The sequence below is a fragment of the Caulobacter sp. 602-1 genome (assembly GCF_003931565.1).
GTDB lineage: Bacteria > Pseudomonadota > Alphaproteobacteria > Caulobacterales > Caulobacteraceae > Caulobacter.
Window position 1 is genome coordinate 339,227 of the sequence record NZ_RRYI01000005.1, and the last position, 18,996, is coordinate 358,222.

An 18,996-nucleotide genomic window follows, 5' to 3' on the forward strand; every position below is an offset into this window, starting at 1 on the left:
GACTGACCCATGTCAGAAGCGCGGCGACGTCGCCGCGATCCAGGCCATCACAGGAGATCAGCATGCGCGTCGCCATTCCGCACTCCATCGAAGCCAGCTCCGAAGCCGCCCGCCCGCTGCTCGAGGCGGTCGCCGCCAAGTTCGGCGCCGTGCCCAATGTCTTTCGCCTGGCGGGTCTCAGCCCCGCGGTCCTAAAGGGGCTGCTGGATCTTTCCGGCGACCTGGCCGGCGGCGTGCTCGCCCAGGCGACCCGCGAGCGGATTTCGCTGGCGGTGGCCAACGTCAACGGCTGCGACTACTGCAACGCGGCCCACACATTCGGGGCCAAGCGGGCGGGACTCGACCCGGCCGAGATCGAGGCCGCGCGCCAGGGCACGGCGAGCGACGCGGCAGAGGCCGTGGCCATCGCCTTCGCCCGCAAGGTCGCCGTGAGCCGCGGCGAGGTGGCGCCCGAGGATATCGAAGCAGTCCGGCAAGCCGGATGGTCGGACGGCGAGATCGTCGAGATCGTCGCCAATGTCGGCCTCAACGTCCTGACGAACTATCTCAACGAGGTCTTCAAGACCCCCGTCGACTTCCCGGCGACGGCCCCGGCGACCCGCGCCGCCTAAGCCGGCAGGGCTGCGCGCGCGCCGGGGCCAACACCCGCCTCCAACAGCCGCGCGCGCAGCTTGGGTGCCGCCCAGTCCATGAAGGCGCGAACCTTCAAGGGCGCCCGGTCCTGCTTGGCGAAGACGAGGTTGATCGGCAGGGCGGGCGCCTCAAAAGGCGTCAGAATCGCCTTGAGGGAGCCTCGCGCCAGCGCCTCGGCCACCTGGTAGTCCAGCGCTCGCGTCACGCCCAGCCCGGCCTCGGCGGCGCGGATGGCGGCGGCGGCCGAGTTGAGAACGACACGTCCGCGAGGCTCGGCCACGACCGTCTCGTCGCCATCGACATAGCGCCATTGGAACGGCGAAAATCCCCGGAACGTGACGCCTTCGTGGTCGACCAGGTCGGCGGGCCGCAGCGGTTCGCCGCGCCGGCGCAGATAATCGGGGCTGGCGCAGGTGATCGAGCGCGAGGCGCCGATCTTGCGCGCGATCAGGGCGCTGTCGGCGAGCTCTCCGATTCTCACGGCCACATGGACATGGTTTTCCGCCAGATCAATCGGCGCGTCGATCAGCAGGAGCCGCAGGTCGATTTCGGGATGCTCGGTCAGGAAGGCGTTCAGCACCGGCATCACGTGCAGCTCGCCAAACAGGGTCGGCGCGGTGACGCTGAGCTCGCCGCGCGCGGCCAGGTACTCGCCGGCCGCCGTCTGCTCGGCCTCGTCGAGCGTAAGGAGGATCTGCCGGGCCGAGGCGGCGTACTGGCGCCCGGATTCGGTGAGTTCGACGCGCCGGCTGGTGCGCACGAGAAGCTGGACGCCGAGCCGTCGTTCCAGGGCCGCGACCTTGCGCGAGACCGTGGTCAAGGGGGCGGCCAGCTTGCGTCCGGCCGCCGACAAGCTCCCCGTGTCGACAACGGCGAGGAAGGTGGACATGGCGTCGAAGCGATCCATCGGAGCTCCGTCAAGAAAAGAAGGCCGGGCCCGGTCAAGGGCCCGGCCAGGTCGGACGTGGCAGATAGTCGAGTGCGTTTGACTTCGCCACCCGGGATGGCGGCGTTGGCGGGTCAGACGCCGCGATAGACCAGGGCGGTGAACAGCTGGCCGTTGATGATCGACTGGCCCCACTTGGCGTCGAAGTCCGCCGTCGGGCGCGCCGCCTGAGCCTGGGCCAGCGTCTTGCCTTCGGCCTTCAGCTTGGCCACCCGGCCGCGGATCGTCACCAGCATGTCGCGGAAGGCCTGTGCGTCGGCGCGATTGGCCACCGGTCCATGCCCCGGAATGATGATCGTGCGCGGCCCGGCCATGGCCAGGTTGGCGTCGGCGGCCTTGATCGCGCCGTCGATCCCGCCGCCGCCGACATAGTCGATGAACGGGTAGACGCCGTTCCAGAAGGTGTCGCCGGTCGCCAGCACGTCGGCTTTCTCGAAGTAGACCGAGAGGTCGCCGTCGGTGTGGCTGGGCATGTAGGGGCGGATGCGCACGCGATCGGAGCCGAAGGCGACGAGCTTTTCGGCCTGAACCGCCTGGGTGGGCAGATCCTTGGCCGGGACCGGCGTGAAGGTGTGCTCCCATTCCTCGACGCGGATCGTGTGCTTGAGGTGATCGAGGGTGTGGCGCTCGGCGATGATCTGGGCGCCAGCCCGGCGGACCCAGCCGTTGCCGTCGGTATGGTCCCAGTGCCAGTGGGTGTTGACCGCGTAGCGCAGGGGCTTCCGGGACAGGCCCCGCAGGGCGGTTTTCAGCTTGGCTTCCGAAACCGCGATGCCGGTGTCGACCAGGAAGAGACCCTCGGGCCCGACCAGCACGCCGATGTTGCCGCCCGAGCCTTCGAGCATGCTGACGCCGCCGCGAAGCGCGTGGACCTTGATCTTCGAGGTCGCCGCGGCATGGTTGATCACCGAATAGGGGCTGGCGCTGGCGCCCGAGGCCAAGGCGATCAGGGCGCTTGCGGCGAGGGCGGGCATGGCGCGCCGATAGGTCGAGGTCATGATCGTGAGCTCCGATAAGGGCCGTGCGCGTGGCGAGCCTAGCCGCCACCGGACGTCTTCAGCCTAGGTCCAGGAGGACCCCGAAGCGCAGCGGGACGCTGTGAGGCGCCGAGAGGCGTCGTGAAGCCCGCTGCGGCCGGCCTCGCGGACACAAAGACGCCGCGCCGAGGGAACGGCGCGGCGCAGGCTGCGGGAGGTCCATTTGTGGGGCGCTTCAGTCGGGCAAGTGCTGCCCGTCCTCCCAAGGTGGTTCGGGGCGCGCCATGTACGGGCTGATCGGATCGCTCGCCGGGAAACTCTCCGACAGCGACTCGTCCAGCAGCGCCTCCAAGGGCGAGACGCCGTCCCGTTCGTCGGGCGCCGGCATCAGACCTGGCTCGCGCCCGGAACCGCCTGGCCCTTCAGGAAGGCCAGGATGTCGGCGTTGATCACGTCGGCGTTGGTCGTGGCCATGCCATGCGGATAGCCGGGGTAGATCTTGAGGGTCGGCTTGGGGAGGAGCTTGGCGGACTTGAGGGCCGCGTCCTTGTAGGGCACGACTTGGTCGTCGTCGCCGTGCATCACGAAAACCGGCAAGTCGATCTTCTTCAGGTCCTCGGTGAAGTCGGTCTCCGAGAAGACCTTGATGCAGTCGTAATGGGCCTTGACGCTGCCCATCATGCCTTGGAGCCACCACTTGTCGATCAGGCCCTGGCTGACCTTGGCGCCGGGGCGGTTGAACCCGAAGAAGGGGCCGGTGGGGATGTCGATATAGAGCTGGGCCCGGTCTGCGAGCAGGGCTTTGCGATAGCCGTCGAAAACCTCGATCGGCGTTCCCTCCGGATTGCTGTCCTTCTTGACCATGACGGGCGGGATCGCGCCGATGATCACCCCCTTGGCGGCGCGATCGGGGTAGCGCGCCAGGTAGCGCGTGACTTCGCCGCCGCCGGTCGAGTGGCCGATGTGGATCGCGTCCTTGAGGTCGAGCAGTTCGACCACGGCGCGCACGTCATCGGCATAGGTGTCCATGTCGTTGCCGCCCCAGGTCTGCGAGGAACGGCCATGGCCCCGGCGGTCGTGCGCGATCACCCGGTAGCCGTGGTCGGCGAAGAACATCATCTGCGCGTCCCAGTCGTCGCTGGTCAGCGGCCAGCCATGGCTGAAGACGATCGGTTGGCCCGCGCCCCAGTCCTTGTAGAAGATCTGAGCGCCGTCCTTGGCGGTGGCGAAACCCGTCCCACGCGAACCGGCGTGCCTGACGGGCGCGGCGACGGCCGGCCCGCCCGCGTTCGCCGCGACGGCCAGGACCATGGCGCCGGCCGCCATCAGGCCACGGCGAGAAGCGCCCGAAGTTTGGAGTTGAGATTGCATTGCGCACATCCTCTGCTGCGCGGCGCGCGCACTTGGCCGCCGCCTGGCGCCGCAGGTCATCCCCGGCGACGTGTCCAGCCTGCGCCAGGATGGACGAGGCTCGCAGTGGGGAGGTGTGAGGGCGCGTGAGAGGGCGTGCGACCGCATTCTCGGCGCGTCCTGGATTGGGCGCTTAGCCGTCCAATCCAGGACGCCGGAGCTCGGGTAAACGAGGGCGGTGGTCAGGAGGTCCGCATGGGCACGCAGGTCTTCGAATTCGACGGTGCTGAAGGACAGCGCCTGGCCGGTCGCCTGGAGACGCCCAGCGGCCCGCCAAGCGGCCATGCCGTCTTCGCCCACTGCTTTTCCTGCAGCAAAAGCTCACGCGCCGCCGTCTACGTTTCGCGCGCTCTGGCCGCCGAGGGAATTGGCGTCCTGCGTTTCGACTTCACGGGCCTGGAGCAAAGCCAGGGCGACTTCGCTGACAGCACATTCAGCGGCAGCGTCGCCGATGTGGTCGCCGCCGCCAAAGCTCTGAGAAAGGTTGGGCGCGCGCCCCGGCTGCTGATCGGGCATAGCCTGGGCGGCGCGGCGGTGCTGGCGGCGGCTGGACAGCTAAAGGGGGTCGAGCAGGTCGTCACCCTGGCTTCGCCGTTCGAACCTCGGGAGATCGAGGTGCTGCTCGGGGACGCCGCCGCGCAAATCGAGACCCGCGGGGAAGCGCTGGTCCATCTGGGCGGTCAGTCCTTCCTTATCCGGCGTCAGTTCCTTGAGGATCTACGCAGCCAAAGCCAAGCCGCCCGCATCAACGCCCTGGCGCGGCCGTTGCTGGTCATGCACGCCAGTGACGATCCGATCGTGCCAATGGCTTCTGCGATGGCGATCTTCGACACTGCGGTTCAGCCCAAGAGCTTCGTCAGCCTTGGCGACAGGGGTCACCTTCTGGAAAGGCGGGAGGATGCCGCCTACGTCGCCGGCGTCATTGCCGCCTGGGCCGGCAAGGGCCCGGAGGCGGAAAGGGCGCAGGACCTGCTCGAGGGCGGGACGGGGCCTTCGGCCCTGGTGAAGGCGCCCAGCGCCTTCGGCTACGCGCAGACCCTTGCCCGCCTGGAGGCGGCCATCGCGGAGCACGGATTGACGGTCTTCGCCAGGATCGACCACGCGGCCGCCGCGCGCGCCGCCGGGCTCGCGCTCGCGCCGACGCTTGTGCTGTTGATTGGCTCGCCGCGCGTGGGAACGCCGCTGATGGCCCAAACGCCGGATTTGGCGATTGAACTTCCCCTGCGCCTGCTGGTGCGTTCGGAAAACGGCGGGGGCCTTGCCGAGATCGTTTTTGAGGATCCCGTCCGGGCCGGCGCCCGATGCCGGACGCCTGGCGAGGCCGACCCGACGCTCGCCAGGATGGCCGCGCTTCTGCGGGAGCTCGCCGAAGCCGCCGGAAAAGCGTGAACGATCGTTGCTCCAGCGCCCCATCGACATGTCTGACCGCGCGCTTGTCGGAGCTGCCGTGGAGTTTCGTGAAGTGTCGTGAGGCGGGCTAGTTCACCGCCCATTTTGCAAAGACCCGGCCACGCCTCGGGCCCACGCTGAAGGCCAACGGCTCAGCGCCGCTCGAGGAGACGCCCGATGAAAGCGCGAGGATCCTTCACCACCCGCAACGCCTCGGGGCCCGGCGCCCGGGTGGCGTTCACGAGCTTTGTCGACACCTCGACGGGAGAGGTGTCCGCATGCGAGGTGCTGCAGCCCGAAGGCTCGCGGCTGGAGCGTCTGGCTGGCCTTGGTCTGATGTCCGCCGGCATCGCCCACGATATCGGTAACGCCCTGGGCGGCATCTGCGCCGGTCTGGCCCTGCTGGAGCGGCGCCTTGATCAAAACGCCTCGCCCGAGGCGCGCCTCCTTGTGCGTGAAATCCTGGCGGCCACGGAGCGGGCAGGGGCGATCACCGCCCGGATTCGCGGCCATCTGCGCGCCGAACCGGCGACCACCGCAGCCGTCGACCTAGGCGGGCTCATCAAGACGTTGAGCCCCTTGATCGGCTGGACGGCCGGGCCGCGGGTCGAGGTGACCATTCGCGATGACGCTCGGGTGGCGCACATCGATTGCTGTGGTCTTCTTCTCGAGCGGGTCGTGATCAATCTCGTCGTCAATGCGCGTCAGGCCATGCCGGCCGGTGGGCGTCTGGATATCGAAATCGACGCGCCCAGCATCCCCGAAGGCGGCTATGCCGTGTTGCGTGTCCGCGACAGCGGTCAGGGTATGAGCCCCGAAGCGCTGCGGCGGCTGTTCGATCCGGCCTTCGCGCCTCGCGGCGCCGTTCCGGGCCTTGGCCTGTCGATTGTCGAAAGCTTCGTGCAAGACCTCGGCGGGCGCCTGGACGTCCAGAGCACGCCCGGCCAAGGCACGACGATCGCACTGGTCCTGCCGACATGTCGAGCGACTTGAGATTTGGCGGCCGTGCGCCCAGACGTCCAATCGACCTAGGCTGATCGGGCCTAAGCAAGGTCGGCTGGCGCGATTTGGCCAGCGGCCGTTCAAAGGCAAGACGATGTTGGTTGACTACCCCACTGCGGAGGCCGTGCGCCAGGGCAAGGCCCGCTACTGCCGTTTCGTCGATACGAAGGACTGGGCCGGGCTCGCCGCGCTTTTTCATCCCGAGGCGCATTTCGAGTTCTACGATGTCGACGGCGCGATCGAATATCGCTTCGAGGCGCTGGAGGCCTGGCTTCGAGGCGTCGCCGACTTCCTCGCCGGCGCGCGCTCGAGCCACAGGGTCAGCAACTCGGAACTGGTTCTGCGCGATCCTGACACCGTGGAGGCGATATGGGCGATGTCGGATCGCATCGCGTTTCCCCGCGTGGGCGCCGAACCCGCACGATGGCTAAAGGGCTATGGTCACTATCACGAGGTCTGGGTGCGGCACGGCCAGTCATGGGTCATCCGTGAGCTGGTGCTCCGGCGCACCCTCTTCGACCTGGAAAGCGCGACCTGATTGAGGGTGATCTTGCGAGGCGCGGGCTTTCGGCGCGTCAGCCCATCGCCTCGCGGATCAATCTCTGGGAGAGAAGCCACAGCCGCTCGGCGTTGTCCGGATCGAGCGCATACGGCGCGTAACCGCCGGTGAGGTCGGCAGGACGGCGCGCGACGGGACGCGCTTCGTTGCAATCCTCGAAGTAGCGGCCCCCGACACCCTCGACGAGCGGCGAGGCGGCCAGGAGGACGGACGTGGCCGCGCCTTGCTCGGGCGTCTTGCGGCGTTCGACCGGTGTCCTCAGACCGCCCGTGTGTCGCTGAAGCGCCGTTGCGATGGCGCCGGGATGCAAGGTGTTGGCCACGATCCCGTCGGCGGCCCAGTGACGGGTGACGCTCACGGCCATCAGGGCCGTGGCCGTCTTGGACTGACCGTAGGCGCCGATCGGCGTGTAGGCCATGAAGTCGAAGTTCAGGTCGTCGAACACCACCGGTGAGAACAGGTGGCCGAGCGAGCTGAGCGCGACGACGCGCGCGCCCTTGGCCTTGGCCAGGGCGGCATGCAGACCCCAGGTCAGCGCGAAGTGGCCCAGATAGTTGGTGCCGAACTGAAGCTCGAACCCCTGAGCCGTCTTTTCAAGCTCTGGAATGGCCATGATGCCGGCGTTGTTGACCAGCATGTCCAGAGGGCCGCTCCAGGCGTCGACGAACCCAGCCACCGAGCGCAGATCCGACAGGTCCAGGCGGCTGACCAGAATGCGGGAATTTGCGGTCGTCTCGCGCAACTCGGCGGCGACGGTCTGGGCGGCCTCCGGCCGTCGCACCGCCAGGGTCACCTCGGCGCCCGCCACGGCCAGGGCGCGCGCGGTTTCGACCCCGATCCCCGCCGCGCCGCCCGTGACGATGGCCCGTCGACCATGAAGGTCCACACCCCGCAGAACCTCTGCGGCTGTGGAGCTGAAGCCAAAGGGAGTCGAGATCGCGACCATGTGGGTGCACCTAGTTTGATGGCGAGGGGAACGGGCCTGCGCCAGGCGCGGATGCGGCCTGGCGCGGCGTGAATTTGGAGAGCTATTCGCTGATCTTGACGAAGCCCTGCTGGACGAGCTGGATCGTACGGGCCATGGCGTCGAGATTGATCTTCACGTCGGGCAGCAGATCGGCATTGACCCATCCGTTGACCTTGGCGGTGGCTCCGCACAACTCGATCTTGGCGCCGCTGTCGACAAGGCCTGCGACGAGCCCCTTGTAGGGGTTGCCCGTGTCGATATTGCGCGCCCGGTTGTACGCCGCGTCATTCAGCGTCACGTGCCCGGCGTTGGTGTGGAAGACGGCGATGATCTCGGCCTGCGCCTTCCAGTCGGCGACATCGCCCAGGATCAGCTGCAGGTGAAAGATCGAAGCGGGCAGATCGCCTTCGAACTCGAGCGAACCGATGCTGTGGACCGATTTGACGTGGTCCATGCGCACCGGGATGTCGATGGTGAGGCCTTCGGGAAGTTTCGGCACAACGCTGATCCTTTTCGACAGGGGGCTGACGGCCGCGGCGGTTGGTGTTCGACCGAGGCGGCGCCGATTAGCAATCCCATGCAGGGGCGGGGCGCGATTGGACGGAAAGGCGTCATCCTCGCCGGTGTCGAAGGGGCTGATGGCGTGACAAGTCAGGCGCGCCGCGGCGACCATGCCGCGTCTAGCGGCGAGGTCGGGGGCTGAGCGGGCCGCATGGCGGCCAGCGCGGTGCCCGCTTCAAGCCGCGGACTTGAACGTCGACAAGATGTTGTCGACCTCTTCGCTGACCCGCGTCACGGTGTTGAGTGCGTTGTGACCAAGCGGCGGGCCCTCGGCGGCAATAAACTCGACGTCCGCCACGCCCAAGAAGTTGAACGCCGCGCGCAGATGACTCGCGGCATGCTCATCGCCAGCGCCGAATGGCCCGGCGGCATCGGCGTCTCCCCGGGAATAGGCGATGACAACGCACTTGTCGCTGGCCAGGCCAAGAGCCAGTTCGTTGCGTCCGTATTGGAAGGTTGCGCCGGCCGACACGATTCGATCGATCCAGGCCTTGAGCGGGCTGGGCAGGCCGAGATTGTGCAACGGCGCGCCGATCACCACGATATTGGCGGCCAGGAACTCTTCCAGGACCTTTGCGTCGGGCTCCGGGCCGCGTTCCGGCGTCGCGTCGAGCGAGAGCAGGGCTGATAGGTCCCGATAGGTCACCTGGAGAGTCGGCGCGGCCGCGGTCAACCGTTCCACGATCAGGGCTGAAAGGGTCCGGCTTGGGGCGTTCGCGCCTTGCACGCTGGAGTCGATGTGAAGTAAGCGCATGAGGTGAGCGCTCGGCTCTTGGTTTTATCTGCCGTTCATGTAGAAAAATTGCGAAAACAATCCAAGAGCGCATAAGTATAGAACTAAGTCATACGGATATGACCACCAAGCAGCATAATCCTATTAATTGCCAACGCGTGAATGCTCTCATGGGATACATGGGAGATCGCTGGACCTTGCCTGTCCTGATGGCGCTCGGGGCAGGCGCTCGGCGCTTCAACCAATTGCGGCGCGACGTCGACGGAATTTCCCAGCAGATGCTGGCCAGGGTGGTCAAGGGCCTCGAGCGCGACGGTATGGTGACGCGCACCGTCCATCCAAGCGTCCCTCCGCAGGTCGAGTACGCGCTGACGAGCCTTGGCGCCTCACTGACCGAGCAGGGAGTGAAGCTGGGCGACTGGGCCGTCCAGCACATCGATGAGGTCGACGCTCACCGCGAACGTTACGACGCTGCGGTCAGCGCTCCGCCCGACTGACAACCTTTCTCCCGGCATCGTCGCCTGGCTGCCGACTCTTGTTGGCCAGGACAGATCGTTGCGGCCTTGCCGCGCCTGCAGAATATCTTGCGCGCGCGCGCCTGGCGCGACGGTATAGTTCGATAGCGCGTCGGCGAAGGCCCCGTTCTGGTGGGCGCGGACGGCATGCTATGGCGACGTGCGGGGCGGGCAGGCGGGCTTTCGACGTGAACGCTGCAGGAAGCATATCGGGTTCCGGCGCGACGGCGCCGGGTGGCCGTCTCGAACCGGCGCTGCGTCTTTGCGCGGCTGTTCGGGCAAAAATGATGCGGGTTCGTCGCGCGGCCGCGACCTCAGCACGATGGAATTTGCCGCAACCTGTCCCGATGAGGCGGCCCGCCGCCGGACCGACGCCACCCCACGCGTTGTCTGTGGTCGCGTGAACGGCCGCCCGATCCTAGAGAAGGCGGGCCCGCTTCGTCAGGGGCTTGCCCGGTACTTCCGCAACCGGGTCCCGGACGCGTCCGAAGTCGACGATCTGGTGCAGGAGGTCTTTACCCGGATAGCCGCGCGCGACAGCGAAGAACCGATCGAGCACCTCGGCGGCTTTGTTTTTCAGATCGCCGCCAACGTCCTGGCGGACCGGGCGCGGCGGCGGTTTGCCCGCAAGGCCGAGGCTCACGTCCCTTTCGACGCCGAGCGCCATGGCGATCATGATTTCGACCCACACAGAATTCTCGCCGGCAAAGAGACCCTGCGGGCGGCCACGGAGGCGCTCCTCGCCATGCCTCACCGCACGCGCACGATTTTCGTCCTTCACCGGCTGGAGGGGCGCAAGGTCCGCGAGATCGCGCTGCAGCTGGGCATCTCCGTGAGCGCGGTTGAAAAGCACATGGTCAAGGCCATGCAGCACCTGAGCGCCGTCCGGAGGAGGTCGGTCTGATGCGCGACGTTCTCACCCTTGATGGCGTAATGGCAATGGACCCGTCCGCCGCCGCCGCGCTGTTCGCCTACCGCCAGGCCGATGGCGCGGCGGACCTCGACGCGACGGTGCTGGCCGAGTGGCTGGCGGCCGATCCCAGCCATGCCGAGGCCTGGATCAACACCAAGGCGGCCTGGCGAGACTTCGACGACAGCGAGGACGATGAAATTCTCGCGGCCTTGCGCGCCGACGCCCGCCTGGCTGGCCCGTCGCGGTACCGCTGGATCCCCAAGGCCGCGGCCGCGGTGGCCGTCCTAACGATCGGCGGACTCCTGGGGACGGCGCTTCTTCGCCCGAATCCAACGACGCATCCGGCCACATCGGCGGGCGCATCCGCCCCCGTCGAGCAAGGCATACAGTATGCCACCGCCCATGGTGTGAGCCAGAGCTTCAGCCTCGCCGACGGCACCCGGATGCGCCTGGGGCCCGACAGTGTCACGAGGGTCAGCTTGTCCGGGGGGGGGCGGAATGTGCGGCTGGTGCGTGGCGCGGCGGTCTTCGAGGTGGCGCACGATGCGTCGCGACCGTTCGCCGTCACGGCCGCTCGGCAAGAGATCATCGCCCTTGGTACGCGGTTCGAGGTGACTGTGCGGCCGCCGGAAGTCGGCGTGGTCCTCGTGGAGGGGCGCGTGTCGGTACGACCGGTCGGCGCGACAACGCCGCCCACGCTCCTGCGGCCGGGTCAGCAACTGCTCGTCCAGGAGGGGCAGGCTCCGCGCGTGTCGTCCATCGATCTGGGCAGCGTCCCGATCGTGCAGGAAGACTACATCGACTTCAGGGACGTCACGCTCGCGGAGGCGGCCAGGGTCCTCAGTAGTCGGGGGGCGGGGAGGCTGATTGTCCGCGAGCCAAAGATCTCCCAATTGCGGATCAGCGGTCGCTTCAAGGCCGACGACATACCCCGATTTGGGCGGGCCCTGGGGCTCTTGCTTCCGGTGCGCTTGGCCAGGCGTGGCGAGAAAGAATGGGAGGTGGTTTGGGCGCGATGAGCAGCGCTCGATAGTTTTTGCGACAATCTGGTGCGGATTTTCCGGCGCGGCGCGACCTCAGGGGCAGGATTAACAAGGGGAGTCCGACATGGAGGCCGTAGCGAGATTGGCCGATGCGTGCCAGGACAGGATGAGTTGGGCGGGCGCGAACGTCGTCGGGATCACCGACGAGGCTCTCAGCTTCCGAGCGTTCCGGATGCTGCCGGCCGCGCGCATCCTCCTGCATCATGGGGCGCCCGTCGAAATCGGTGGCCGCGCCTTCGACCTGTTGCACGTCCTGTTGCGCTCGCGGGGGGCGCTTGTCGCGCGGGACGATATTATTCGCCACGTCTGGCCGACCACCACGATCGAAGAGAGCAATCTTCGAGTTCAGGTCGCGAGCTTGCGAAAGATCCTGGGCGAGGACCGTGACCTGCTCAAGACGGTCCCAGGCCGCGGCTACCTTCTGGCGGCTGACATCACGCAGCCGACGGCGGAGTCGCGAGGCCTGGTCGAGCTCGCCCCGAAGGAAGACGTTCAAGGCCTTCGGGCGCTCTTGCATTCGGTGCTGCAGGAACTGCGCGGCCTCAAGCGGCAGAATGCGTCGGCGCGCTGACGAAATCTCAGCCAATCAAGATCGCGCACGGCGGGACCGAAATGTTCAGCGTTGCGGCGAATAACATCGGCGGCGGGACACTGCCCCTAGGGCGCTATTGCAATCGTCACCATAAATATCGACGTTATCCGGGATGGCGTCCGAACTCACGGGGCGTGCGGTCCTGGGGCTGGGGACCGCTCTGGCCTTGCTCATGACCACCCCCGCGACCGCGCAATCCTCGTCTACCCAAGTGACGATCCGTGGCGGTCAGCTGGTCGACGCCTTGGTCGACCTTTCCCGGCAAACAGGGGTCGAGCTCCTGTACGATCGCGCCGCGATGGTCGGACTTTCCGCCTCGAGGATCAGCGGTCGCTTGAGTGCTGAGGCCGCGATCGAAAGGCTGCTTCAGGGAACGGGGCTGGTGGCGCGTCGTGCCGCCGACGGATTCTACGTCATCGAACGCGCGCCCGTTCCGGCGCTGGCGCGCCAGGACGTGGCAGTGTCGGAGATCCTGGTGATCGGACGACGCAGCCAGAACGCCGACATTCGCCGCCTGGAGAGCGACATCCAGCCCTATCGGGTTTCCACGGGCGAGCAGATCACCCAGGCCGACCGGGACAATCTTGACCAGTTCTTCGGCAGCCGAATTCCGCCCAACACCACCGCCGTGCGCCCGAGCCTGGACGTGAAGGGGGAGACGCTCTCGGAAATCGATCTTCGCGGGCTGGGGCCGACCAGCACCCTGGTCCTGATCGATGGTCGGCGCATGCCCGGCATACCCGCCCAGTTTTCCGGCTTTCGGCAAGCCGACATCAACGCCGTTCCGCTGCACGCCATCGACCGCGTGGAAACTCTGACCGGGGCGGCCGGCGGCATCTACGGCTTCGGGGCCTTGGGCGGGGTGGTCAATGTCGTCCTGGCGCGGGACCGCCAGGGTGTGGAACTCCATGCGACCGGCGGGATCTCCTCCCGGGGAGACGGGGAGCACTACGGGCTCGAAGGGCGTATTGGCTATACGACCAAGGATGGTCGCACGGACCTGATGATCTACGGCTCGAGCTTTCAGGCCAAGCCCGTCTCCGCCGGCGAGCGCGACTATGCCGAAAGGGATCTGGCGCTCAGCACAAGCCTTGCGCCAAGTCAGCTCCGCGGGGTCCGGCCCAACGCCAACTCCGTCTTCGTGAATAATTCCAATGGCGGCAGGGCCATTCGCCTGAAGCCGGCCTATGGGGGCGGGCTGCTGGACGCGCCCTACACCTTCCTTCCGGCTGGGTTAGCTGGCGATCCGCTCGAGGTCGGCGCCGTGCTGTTGCAGAATGGCGGAAAGATGGACAAGGGCCTGACGGCGGGCGCCGCGGGTACGGCCATCGCCTCAACGCCCACCACAGGGGCAGTGCTGGCCAATGTGCGCCACCGGTTCGACGGAGGCGTCGAGGCCTATGTCGACGCCGTCCTGCTCTGGAATCGTGGTCATTACCGCAGCAAACAGGCCAACGACCGGGCAACGCTTTTCGCCAGCTCGCCTGTCAATCCCTTCACCAGCAATATCGAGATTTCGTATCCGCTCGATATCTACAGCGACGACCGTGTCACCGAGGTCGACAGCAGGCGGTACACGATAGGCGTCATTGCGCCCCTGCCGCTTGGATGGCGCGCGACTGGCGATTTCTCGTCCGGGACGGGACGATATCGTTCCAGCGAAGTGTTTGTCGTCAGCGACGTCGACTTCTTTTCGGCGACAGCCCCGAACCCGTTTGGCGATTGGTCAAAATTCCAAGCCCAGCTGGCGGCCATCGCGCAGACCAACACCATCCGGCAGACGATCGTCAATCACTTCGAAAATCAGTCGCTTCGCTTGGCTGGACCGCTGTTCGAGACCCCTCAAGGACCTGCGACCTTGACCTTGCTGGCGGAACGGCGCGTCGAAGACGTCCCCGGCTATTCCCGGATGACAAGCGGCAATCCACCGCCGCCGTCCTATGAGGTCGCCTGGAGGCGCACTCGCGCAACATCGTTCTACGCGGAGTTCAGGTCGCGCATTCTTGGCGTCACGGCGCCGGCGCCCCTGCGAAACCTGGAAGTCCAGCTTGCCGCCCGCAACGATGAAGAACTCGACCTCTTCGTCACGAATCCAAGATCGCCAAAGACATCACCGCGGCGCCAGGCGCGTTTCAGCGGCCTGACCTATACCTTGGGCGCCAAGGTCGTCCCCGCGTCGTGGCTGATGCTGCGCGGAAGCTATGCCACGGGCGAGACGCCCCCTCCCGTGGAGCTGACGGTCGAAAACGTCTCCACGAATACGGCCTCGCTGAGAGACCCGAAGCGACCGATCGGCTTCATTAATCGGCAACCGGTCTACACCGCAATGTGCTGCGGACTGCCTAATCTTGAGACGGTGCGGGCGAGCACCTTGTCCTGGGGCGGCGTCTTGAGCCCGTGGGGGGAGGAGGGGCCTCGCGTGACTTTGGATTATTCGCGCATCCGGAAGACACGGGAGCCGTTCACGCCTTCATCAGACCTTGTTCTGGCGCACGAGGATTTCTGGCCCGAGCGCGTTGTCCGGGCGCCGCTCACCGATGCGGATCGGGCGTCAGGCTACAGCGGCGGCGTGGTCCTGATGCTCGATACCCGGCCGGAGAACAGCGCAGGGCTCAAAATCGACACGCTCGACGCGCGCGTCGAGTGGTCATTCCTCTGGGGAGGCGGCCGCCTACGCCTTTACGGAGACGCCACCCACTATATCCGCCAGGTGCAGACTGCACCCTTCCAATCGGATGTCGAAAACGTCGGCTACCTGGGCAAACCGATCTCCTGGCGAGCGAACGGAGGTGTGGACTGGTCGCGCGGTCCTTGGACCCTTGGCGGCAACATCCAGTACTTCGGCAGCTACAGGCCGTATTTCGCCGACGCCCTGGCTGCCGTAAGCGATAGCGTCGTGGCGATCCAGGGCTCCGAGACCGTCCCGGCGCAAGCCTATATCGATTTGCACATCGCCTGGCGTGGGGAGTGGCAGCTAGCCGGGGAGCCGCGGGACCTGAAGGTGGATTTTGGGGTTGTGAACATCCTCGACAAGGCGCCGCCGCGCGAAAGCCGGTTCAGCTTGGCGCAGGCTTACGGCACCTCAGCGCCTTACCCACCGAGCTATAGCCGTTATGGCGACCCGCGACAGCGGCGCTTCGTGCTCACCCTTAGTGCGGCGTTCTAGAAGAGCGCCGCACCAGACCGTTGGTGCATCTCGGGTCCGAGCGGTGGAGACTTGCTCTCATCGGTTTGAGAATTTCCTGCACGCAGAGCATTTTAGTCGCCGCAAGGAACATCAGACGAGTGTGGGAGGAAGAAGATCGTAGCCTAGAGCGCTATGGCGTAGGCGTAGTTCTCGGTTTCATTCAGCGCTGCGCGCCAGTTCCCGGAGATTCCCGGACCTTCCCGGAGTTTCCATCAGGCGCCCGGAGCGGAAATCAGCTCGTCGCCACGTAGACGGCGTGGCTGCCTGGGACCTCCTCCTTGGTCGCTCCCGCGCGCTCGGTCATGGCGGGCTGCGCGGAAGGCGGATCATACGGTCGTCAGTGGCCACCAGGTACCAGCTGAGCTTTTGACGCCAGGCAGGAGCGGTGACAGCCCCTTCAAGCGCGGCGACGGCGCAGGGGACCTGCGAATCCGCCATGAAGCGCGCTGTTTGCGGCGCTACGTCCGCGGCGAACGCGTTAGCGAACTTCGCTTTGTCCAGGAACAAGTAGCCGTCCGCCGGGGGAAGGATCGGCGGGACAGCCGCGCCGGGCGGCGGATTGGCGATGAGTGACGACACCAACTCCCCTTTATCGGGCGTGAAGGCGGCGATGTAGACGAACGCCTTCGCCTTAGGATCTACGCCGGCTTCTGAAATGACGAGGCCACCATAGGAGTGCCCAACCAGCACTACGTCGCCCGGCGCCGAGGCGATCGCGCGCATGGTAACGGCGACGTCCTCAGCTAGGTACGCATCCGGTGAGAACCGCGGCGGCCTAGGTCCGGTTAGCGGACGTCATCAAGTTCTGGGCGGGGGCGGGAGGGGACGCTAGTGTGGATGCGGGACGCAGACGCCATACATCTTGTCCAAGACAGCCAGATACTCCGCCATGGGCTGCAATCCCATGGCCGCTCGTCGCGCCTCAAGTCCTTCTGGCGCCTCAAGGTCACTCGGGACAGCGTACTTGCCCTCTTTGCACGTCGTGCCTTGCGTGCCGTAACGCTGAGGTCGCCGATCTATCGTCGCGACACGGTCATATAGCCGCGCGTAGTCTTCTGGCCGCGCCTCGCGCGCCTTTGCGAGCGGCTCTAAGAGCGAGAGGACCTTTCTCTGGAAATCGATGTCGCCCGAGTGATTGGCGATGAGCACCGCCGTTGCAGCGGTGCGCTCAGATGTCTCCGAGATTTTGGGCCAACCATGCGCGGCGATGATGCTTTTCAGCCGCTCGGTATGAGCTCGATCCTGTTCGTCGATGACGACTCCTGCTTGAGCTTGCACCTTCGCACGTATCTCCAGGGCAAGATCGCGGGTTGCCTCCAGCATGCTTGTTCGCATGGCGCGATCGACCTCGCCCATCCCAGCGATAGCCTCGATGACGCTTGCCCTGCTGGCGACCCCCTTCAGCTTGGCGATGACAGGCGCAGCCGCTTCGGGTGGCGGTGTCTCAGCACCTCCAGACACGGGGCTGGTTGCAAGAGTAAGCGCGGTGAGGATGGCCGTAGGATTCATCTGAACTCCCCCTGGGGAGGCGATATGTAGGTCGACGGATGGGGGCGAAAGCATGTCCGACCAGGGTCGTGAACCACTTTCAGGATCGCGCCGCCAACCGGACCTTCAAATCGTTACCGCAAGCAACTGTCGGTTCCGGTGAACTTCCGCCCTTGGACCGAGGCTCCGCATAGCCTGTTAGGCTTTCCCGCCGCAGGGACGTGAGTTGATACGAGCCGACACTCGGTTTGGACCATGGTCCAATCCACATGCCGATCGCCGCCCCCGACCAATGCAGACGTAAAGCCGCCTCATGGCGCTACTGCTGCGGCGTCCTTCGCGCTTCCGCCGGCCCACGACCTCCGATCCGGCCGTAGGTGATTGTCTCGGCGCGGGCGGCGTTAGGTTCGACAGCCTTGATGATGACACCGCTATCTGGCGCGAAAAGGCCTTCCGGCGAGGCCAGGAGAGGCTCCGTATGGCCATCACCGCGATCGAAGGTGAGGCCACCTTTTTCGTTACGCACGATGCGGAAGGGGCCGACATCTATGCCAACGAAGCGGTACTCGCCCGCGAACCGATCAAGGATTTCTGGCGTGAACGCGGCGCCGACCTGCGCCGCCGACGCCATTGGGTCAGGCCAGCCATAGGCGTCGGCTATGGCCCGCTCGACTTCGTACAACAATGGCTTGGCGTTGTCGGAGTTCGCCATCAGGGCCGCCGCTTGGCAAGTCTCCGGAAAGGCGATCAGCAGCGCGTTATAGCCCTCGTTGGCGCCCTCGTGCCCGAACTGACGCGCCTTACCTTCGCCGCCGATCACGAAACCTAAACTGCGAGGCCCCACCTCGGCCTCGAGCATTTCCTTCGTCATCGCCGGCCCAAGGATCGGGTCGGTCCCACCGCGCGCCGCTGTCATCACCGTGATCGCGAACCGCGCGAGATCGGAGGGGGTGCTCCATAGGCCCGCCGCCGCATGCTCGGGGAAGATGCGCCAGCCGCCCTCGATCGTCTTCCCGGCCGCGTCGTGCCCTGACGCCACGTCCGAGCCTTCGGGGACCTCATCAAAGCGGCTGTCGGCCATTCCCGCAGGAGTTAGGACGAGTTCCTTGACGAGATCGGGAAACGAACGGCCGGTGGCCTCGGTCATCAGCAACTCAGCGACTTGATAGCCACCTCCGGAATAGCGCCAGGTCGAACCGGGCACGTAGTCGACCCGCACGGGCTTGGGCTGGGCGGGCGGCGAGCCCGCCAGGGTCTGAATCAGCGTGGGAACGGCTTGGCCATGCGCGTAGCCGCCATATCCGCCAGGAACCAGACCAGCCGAGTGACTGAGGAGGCCGCGCAGGGTGACCGGGTGACCCTGAGTCAAGGGACTGGCGGGGATCGTCCATCCACGCAGTTGGCCAGCAACGTCCGCGTCCAGATTGAGTACGCCTTGTTGCGCCAGACGCAGCGCCGCGAGCGCGGCAATCGGCTTGCTGACGGAGGCCGCCTGAAACAGGGTGCTGGGACTGACGGCCGGTCCGTCAGGCCGGGTCACGCCGAAACTTCGCGCATCGACAATGCGACATCCATCGACGATCGCCACGGACAGTCCCGGTACGCGCCAACGCGCCATTCTCTGGGCGATGGGCAGCCGCTCGGGCGGCGCGCCGGTGGTGATGATCGCTCGCCTCAGACCCTTGGCGAAATCGGGGTGGGCGGCCCCGTCGCCCGCAGCATAGCTGGCAGAGGTGATGCTGCTGGACAGAAGCGTGGCCGCGACGAGCAGTTTGGAAACGCGGTCTAAGTTCAAGATACGACTCCTGGTCTATTTTCGGGAGCCGACCGACAATCCAATTCTCGGCGAGCGCTCAATGCGCCCGTAAACTTTCAGCGCGAAGATGAACGGAAGATGAAGCGCTGCAGTTGCCGCGCAAGCGGTGTCATCCGAGACTGACATTGCTCGCGATCGCGATATGAATGCCCGAATTCGACGCTTACGCTGATGCTGATGTCCAGCCAAACAGGCAATCAGAACCTCAGCTAGCAGCGCCTGCGGCCGACGTTCTCGGGATCGGCGCATCCCCCTCATTTCAGGG

General features: G+C 66.2%; 19 protein-coding genes. 9 read left to right on the top strand and 10 right to left on the bottom strand.

What is annotated here, in order from left to right; translation table 11 throughout:
* Nucleotides 1–62: 62 nt before the first annotated feature.
* Nucleotides 63–611: a carboxymuconolactone decarboxylase family protein gene (locus EIK80_RS17020; RefSeq protein WP_125158193.1), complete on the top strand. Its 549-nt coding sequence runs from the start codon at nucleotides 63–65 to the stop codon at nucleotides 609–611.
* On the opposite strand, the gene EIK80_RS17025 is transcribed toward EIK80_RS17020, so the two are convergent.
* From EIK80_RS17025 to EIK80_RS17035, 4 genes are all read right to left on the bottom strand, one after another.
* Nucleotides 608–1,540, bottom strand: coding sequence for a LysR family transcriptional regulator (locus EIK80_RS17025; protein ID WP_125158194.1), 933 nt, complete (start codon nucleotides 1,538–1,540; stop codon nucleotides 608–610). The two genes, EIK80_RS17020 and EIK80_RS17025, sit on opposite strands and share 4 nt — an antisense overlap.
* Nucleotides 1,541–1,653: 113 nt before the next feature.
* Entirely contained in the window at nucleotides 1,654–2,577 is a 924-nt protein-coding gene (locus tag EIK80_RS17030; RefSeq protein ID WP_199743519.1) for an MBL fold metallo-hydrolase, read from the bottom strand.
* A 214-nt stretch (nucleotides 2,578–2,791) separates the two neighbouring features.
* A complete protein-coding gene (locus tag EIK80_RS26145) occupies nucleotides 2,792–2,944 on the bottom strand; it encodes a hypothetical protein (protein WP_158624716.1) in 153 nt (50 codons plus the stop codon).
* Nucleotides 2,944–3,927, bottom strand: coding sequence for an alpha/beta fold hydrolase (locus EIK80_RS17035; protein ID WP_125158195.1), 984 nt, complete (start codon nucleotides 3,925–3,927; stop codon nucleotides 2,944–2,946). The genes EIK80_RS26145 and EIK80_RS17035 overlap by 1 nt, the downstream gene beginning before the upstream one ends.
* A 234-nt stretch (nucleotides 3,928–4,161) precedes the next feature.
* On the opposite strand from EIK80_RS17035, the gene EIK80_RS17040 reads away from it, so the two are divergent.
* The 3 genes from EIK80_RS17040 (at nucleotide 4,162) to EIK80_RS17050 (ending at nucleotide 6,895) form a co-directional block, all read left to right on the top strand.
* Nucleotides 4,162–5,355 (top strand): alpha/beta fold hydrolase, encoded by a 1,194-nt coding sequence (locus EIK80_RS17040; RefSeq protein WP_125158196.1) that lies wholly within the window; start codon nucleotides 4,162–4,164, stop codon nucleotides 5,353–5,355.
* A 177-nt stretch (nucleotides 5,356–5,532) separates the two neighbouring features.
* Nucleotides 5,533–6,348 carry a sensor histidine kinase gene (locus tag EIK80_RS17045; RefSeq protein ID WP_125158197.1) on the top strand — a complete coding sequence of 272 codons (816 nt, stop codon included), beginning with the start codon at nucleotides 5,533–5,535 and terminating at the stop codon, nucleotides 6,346–6,348.
* A 133-nt stretch (nucleotides 6,349–6,481) separates the two neighbouring features.
* A complete protein-coding gene (locus EIK80_RS17050) occupies nucleotides 6,482–6,895 on the top strand; it encodes a nuclear transport factor 2 family protein (protein WP_158624717.1) in 414 nt (137 codons plus the stop codon).
* A 37-nt stretch (nucleotides 6,896–6,932) separates the two neighbouring features.
* On the opposite strand, the gene EIK80_RS17055 is transcribed toward EIK80_RS17050, so the two are convergent.
* The 3 genes from EIK80_RS17055 to EIK80_RS17065 all read right to left on the bottom strand — a co-directional run bounded on the left by EIK80_RS17055 (nucleotide 6,933) and on the right by EIK80_RS17065 (nucleotide 9,198).
* The gene (locus EIK80_RS17055) at nucleotides 6,933–7,862 is read right to left on the bottom strand and encodes an SDR family NAD(P)-dependent oxidoreductase (RefSeq protein ID WP_125158199.1); all 930 of its coding nucleotides are present in this window, start codon (nucleotides 7,860–7,862) and stop codon (nucleotides 6,933–6,935) included.
* Nucleotides 7,863–7,944: 82 nt separating this feature from the next.
* The gene (locus tag EIK80_RS26435) at nucleotides 7,945–8,556 is read right to left on the bottom strand and encodes a DsrE family protein (RefSeq protein ID WP_199743520.1); all 612 of its coding nucleotides are present in this window, start codon (nucleotides 8,554–8,556) and stop codon (nucleotides 7,945–7,947) included.
* A gap of 63 nt (nucleotides 8,557–8,619) precedes the next feature.
* Nucleotides 8,620–9,198 carry an FMN-dependent NADH-azoreductase gene (locus tag EIK80_RS17065; protein WP_125158200.1) on the bottom strand — a complete coding sequence of 193 codons (579 nt, stop codon included), beginning with the start codon at nucleotides 9,196–9,198 and terminating at the stop codon, nucleotides 8,620–8,622.
* Between the two features lie 98 nt (nucleotides 9,199–9,296).
* On the opposite strand from EIK80_RS17065, the gene EIK80_RS17070 reads away from it, so the two are divergent.
* From EIK80_RS17070 to EIK80_RS17090, 5 genes are all read left to right on the top strand, one after another.
* Entirely contained in the window at nucleotides 9,297–9,674 is a 378-nt protein-coding gene (locus EIK80_RS17070; RefSeq protein ID WP_125158201.1) for a helix-turn-helix domain-containing protein, read from the top strand.
* Between the two features lie 280 nt (nucleotides 9,675–9,954).
* A complete protein-coding gene (locus EIK80_RS17075) occupies nucleotides 9,955–10,596 on the top strand; it encodes an RNA polymerase sigma factor (protein ID WP_125158202.1) in 642 nt (213 codons plus the stop codon).
* Nucleotides 10,596–11,624: a FecR family protein gene (locus EIK80_RS17080; protein WP_125158203.1), complete on the top strand. Its 1,029-nt coding sequence runs from the start codon at nucleotides 10,596–10,598 to the stop codon at nucleotides 11,622–11,624. Before EIK80_RS17075 ends, EIK80_RS17080 begins: the two co-directional genes overlap by 1 nt.
* A gap of 88 nt (nucleotides 11,625–11,712) precedes the next feature.
* Nucleotides 11,713–12,219, top strand: coding sequence for a winged helix-turn-helix domain-containing protein (locus tag EIK80_RS17085; protein WP_199743521.1), 507 nt, complete (start codon nucleotides 11,713–11,715; stop codon nucleotides 12,217–12,219).
* A gap of 193 nt (nucleotides 12,220–12,412) precedes the next feature.
* A complete protein-coding gene (locus tag EIK80_RS17090; protein WP_158624718.1) occupies nucleotides 12,413–15,406 on the top strand; it encodes a TonB-dependent receptor in 2,994 nt (997 codons plus the stop codon).
* Between the two features lie 321 nt (nucleotides 15,407–15,727).
* Here the strand turns inward: EIK80_RS17090 and EIK80_RS17095 are convergent, their stop codons facing one another.
* The 3 genes from EIK80_RS17095 to EIK80_RS17105 form a co-directional block, all read right to left on the bottom strand.
* A complete protein-coding gene (locus tag EIK80_RS17095; protein ID WP_233586756.1) occupies nucleotides 15,728–16,150 on the bottom strand; it encodes an alpha/beta hydrolase in 423 nt (140 codons plus the stop codon).
* 105 nt (nucleotides 16,151–16,255) lie between these two features.
* The gene (locus EIK80_RS17100) at nucleotides 16,256–16,936 is read right to left on the bottom strand and encodes a DUF6624 domain-containing protein (RefSeq protein WP_125158205.1); all 681 of its coding nucleotides are present in this window, start codon (nucleotides 16,934–16,936) and stop codon (nucleotides 16,256–16,258) included.
* Between the two features lie 298 nt (nucleotides 16,937–17,234).
* Entirely contained in the window at nucleotides 17,235–18,710 is a 1,476-nt protein-coding gene (locus tag EIK80_RS17105; RefSeq protein ID WP_125158206.1) for a serine hydrolase, read from the bottom strand.
* Nucleotides 18,711–18,996: the final 286 nt, after the last annotated feature.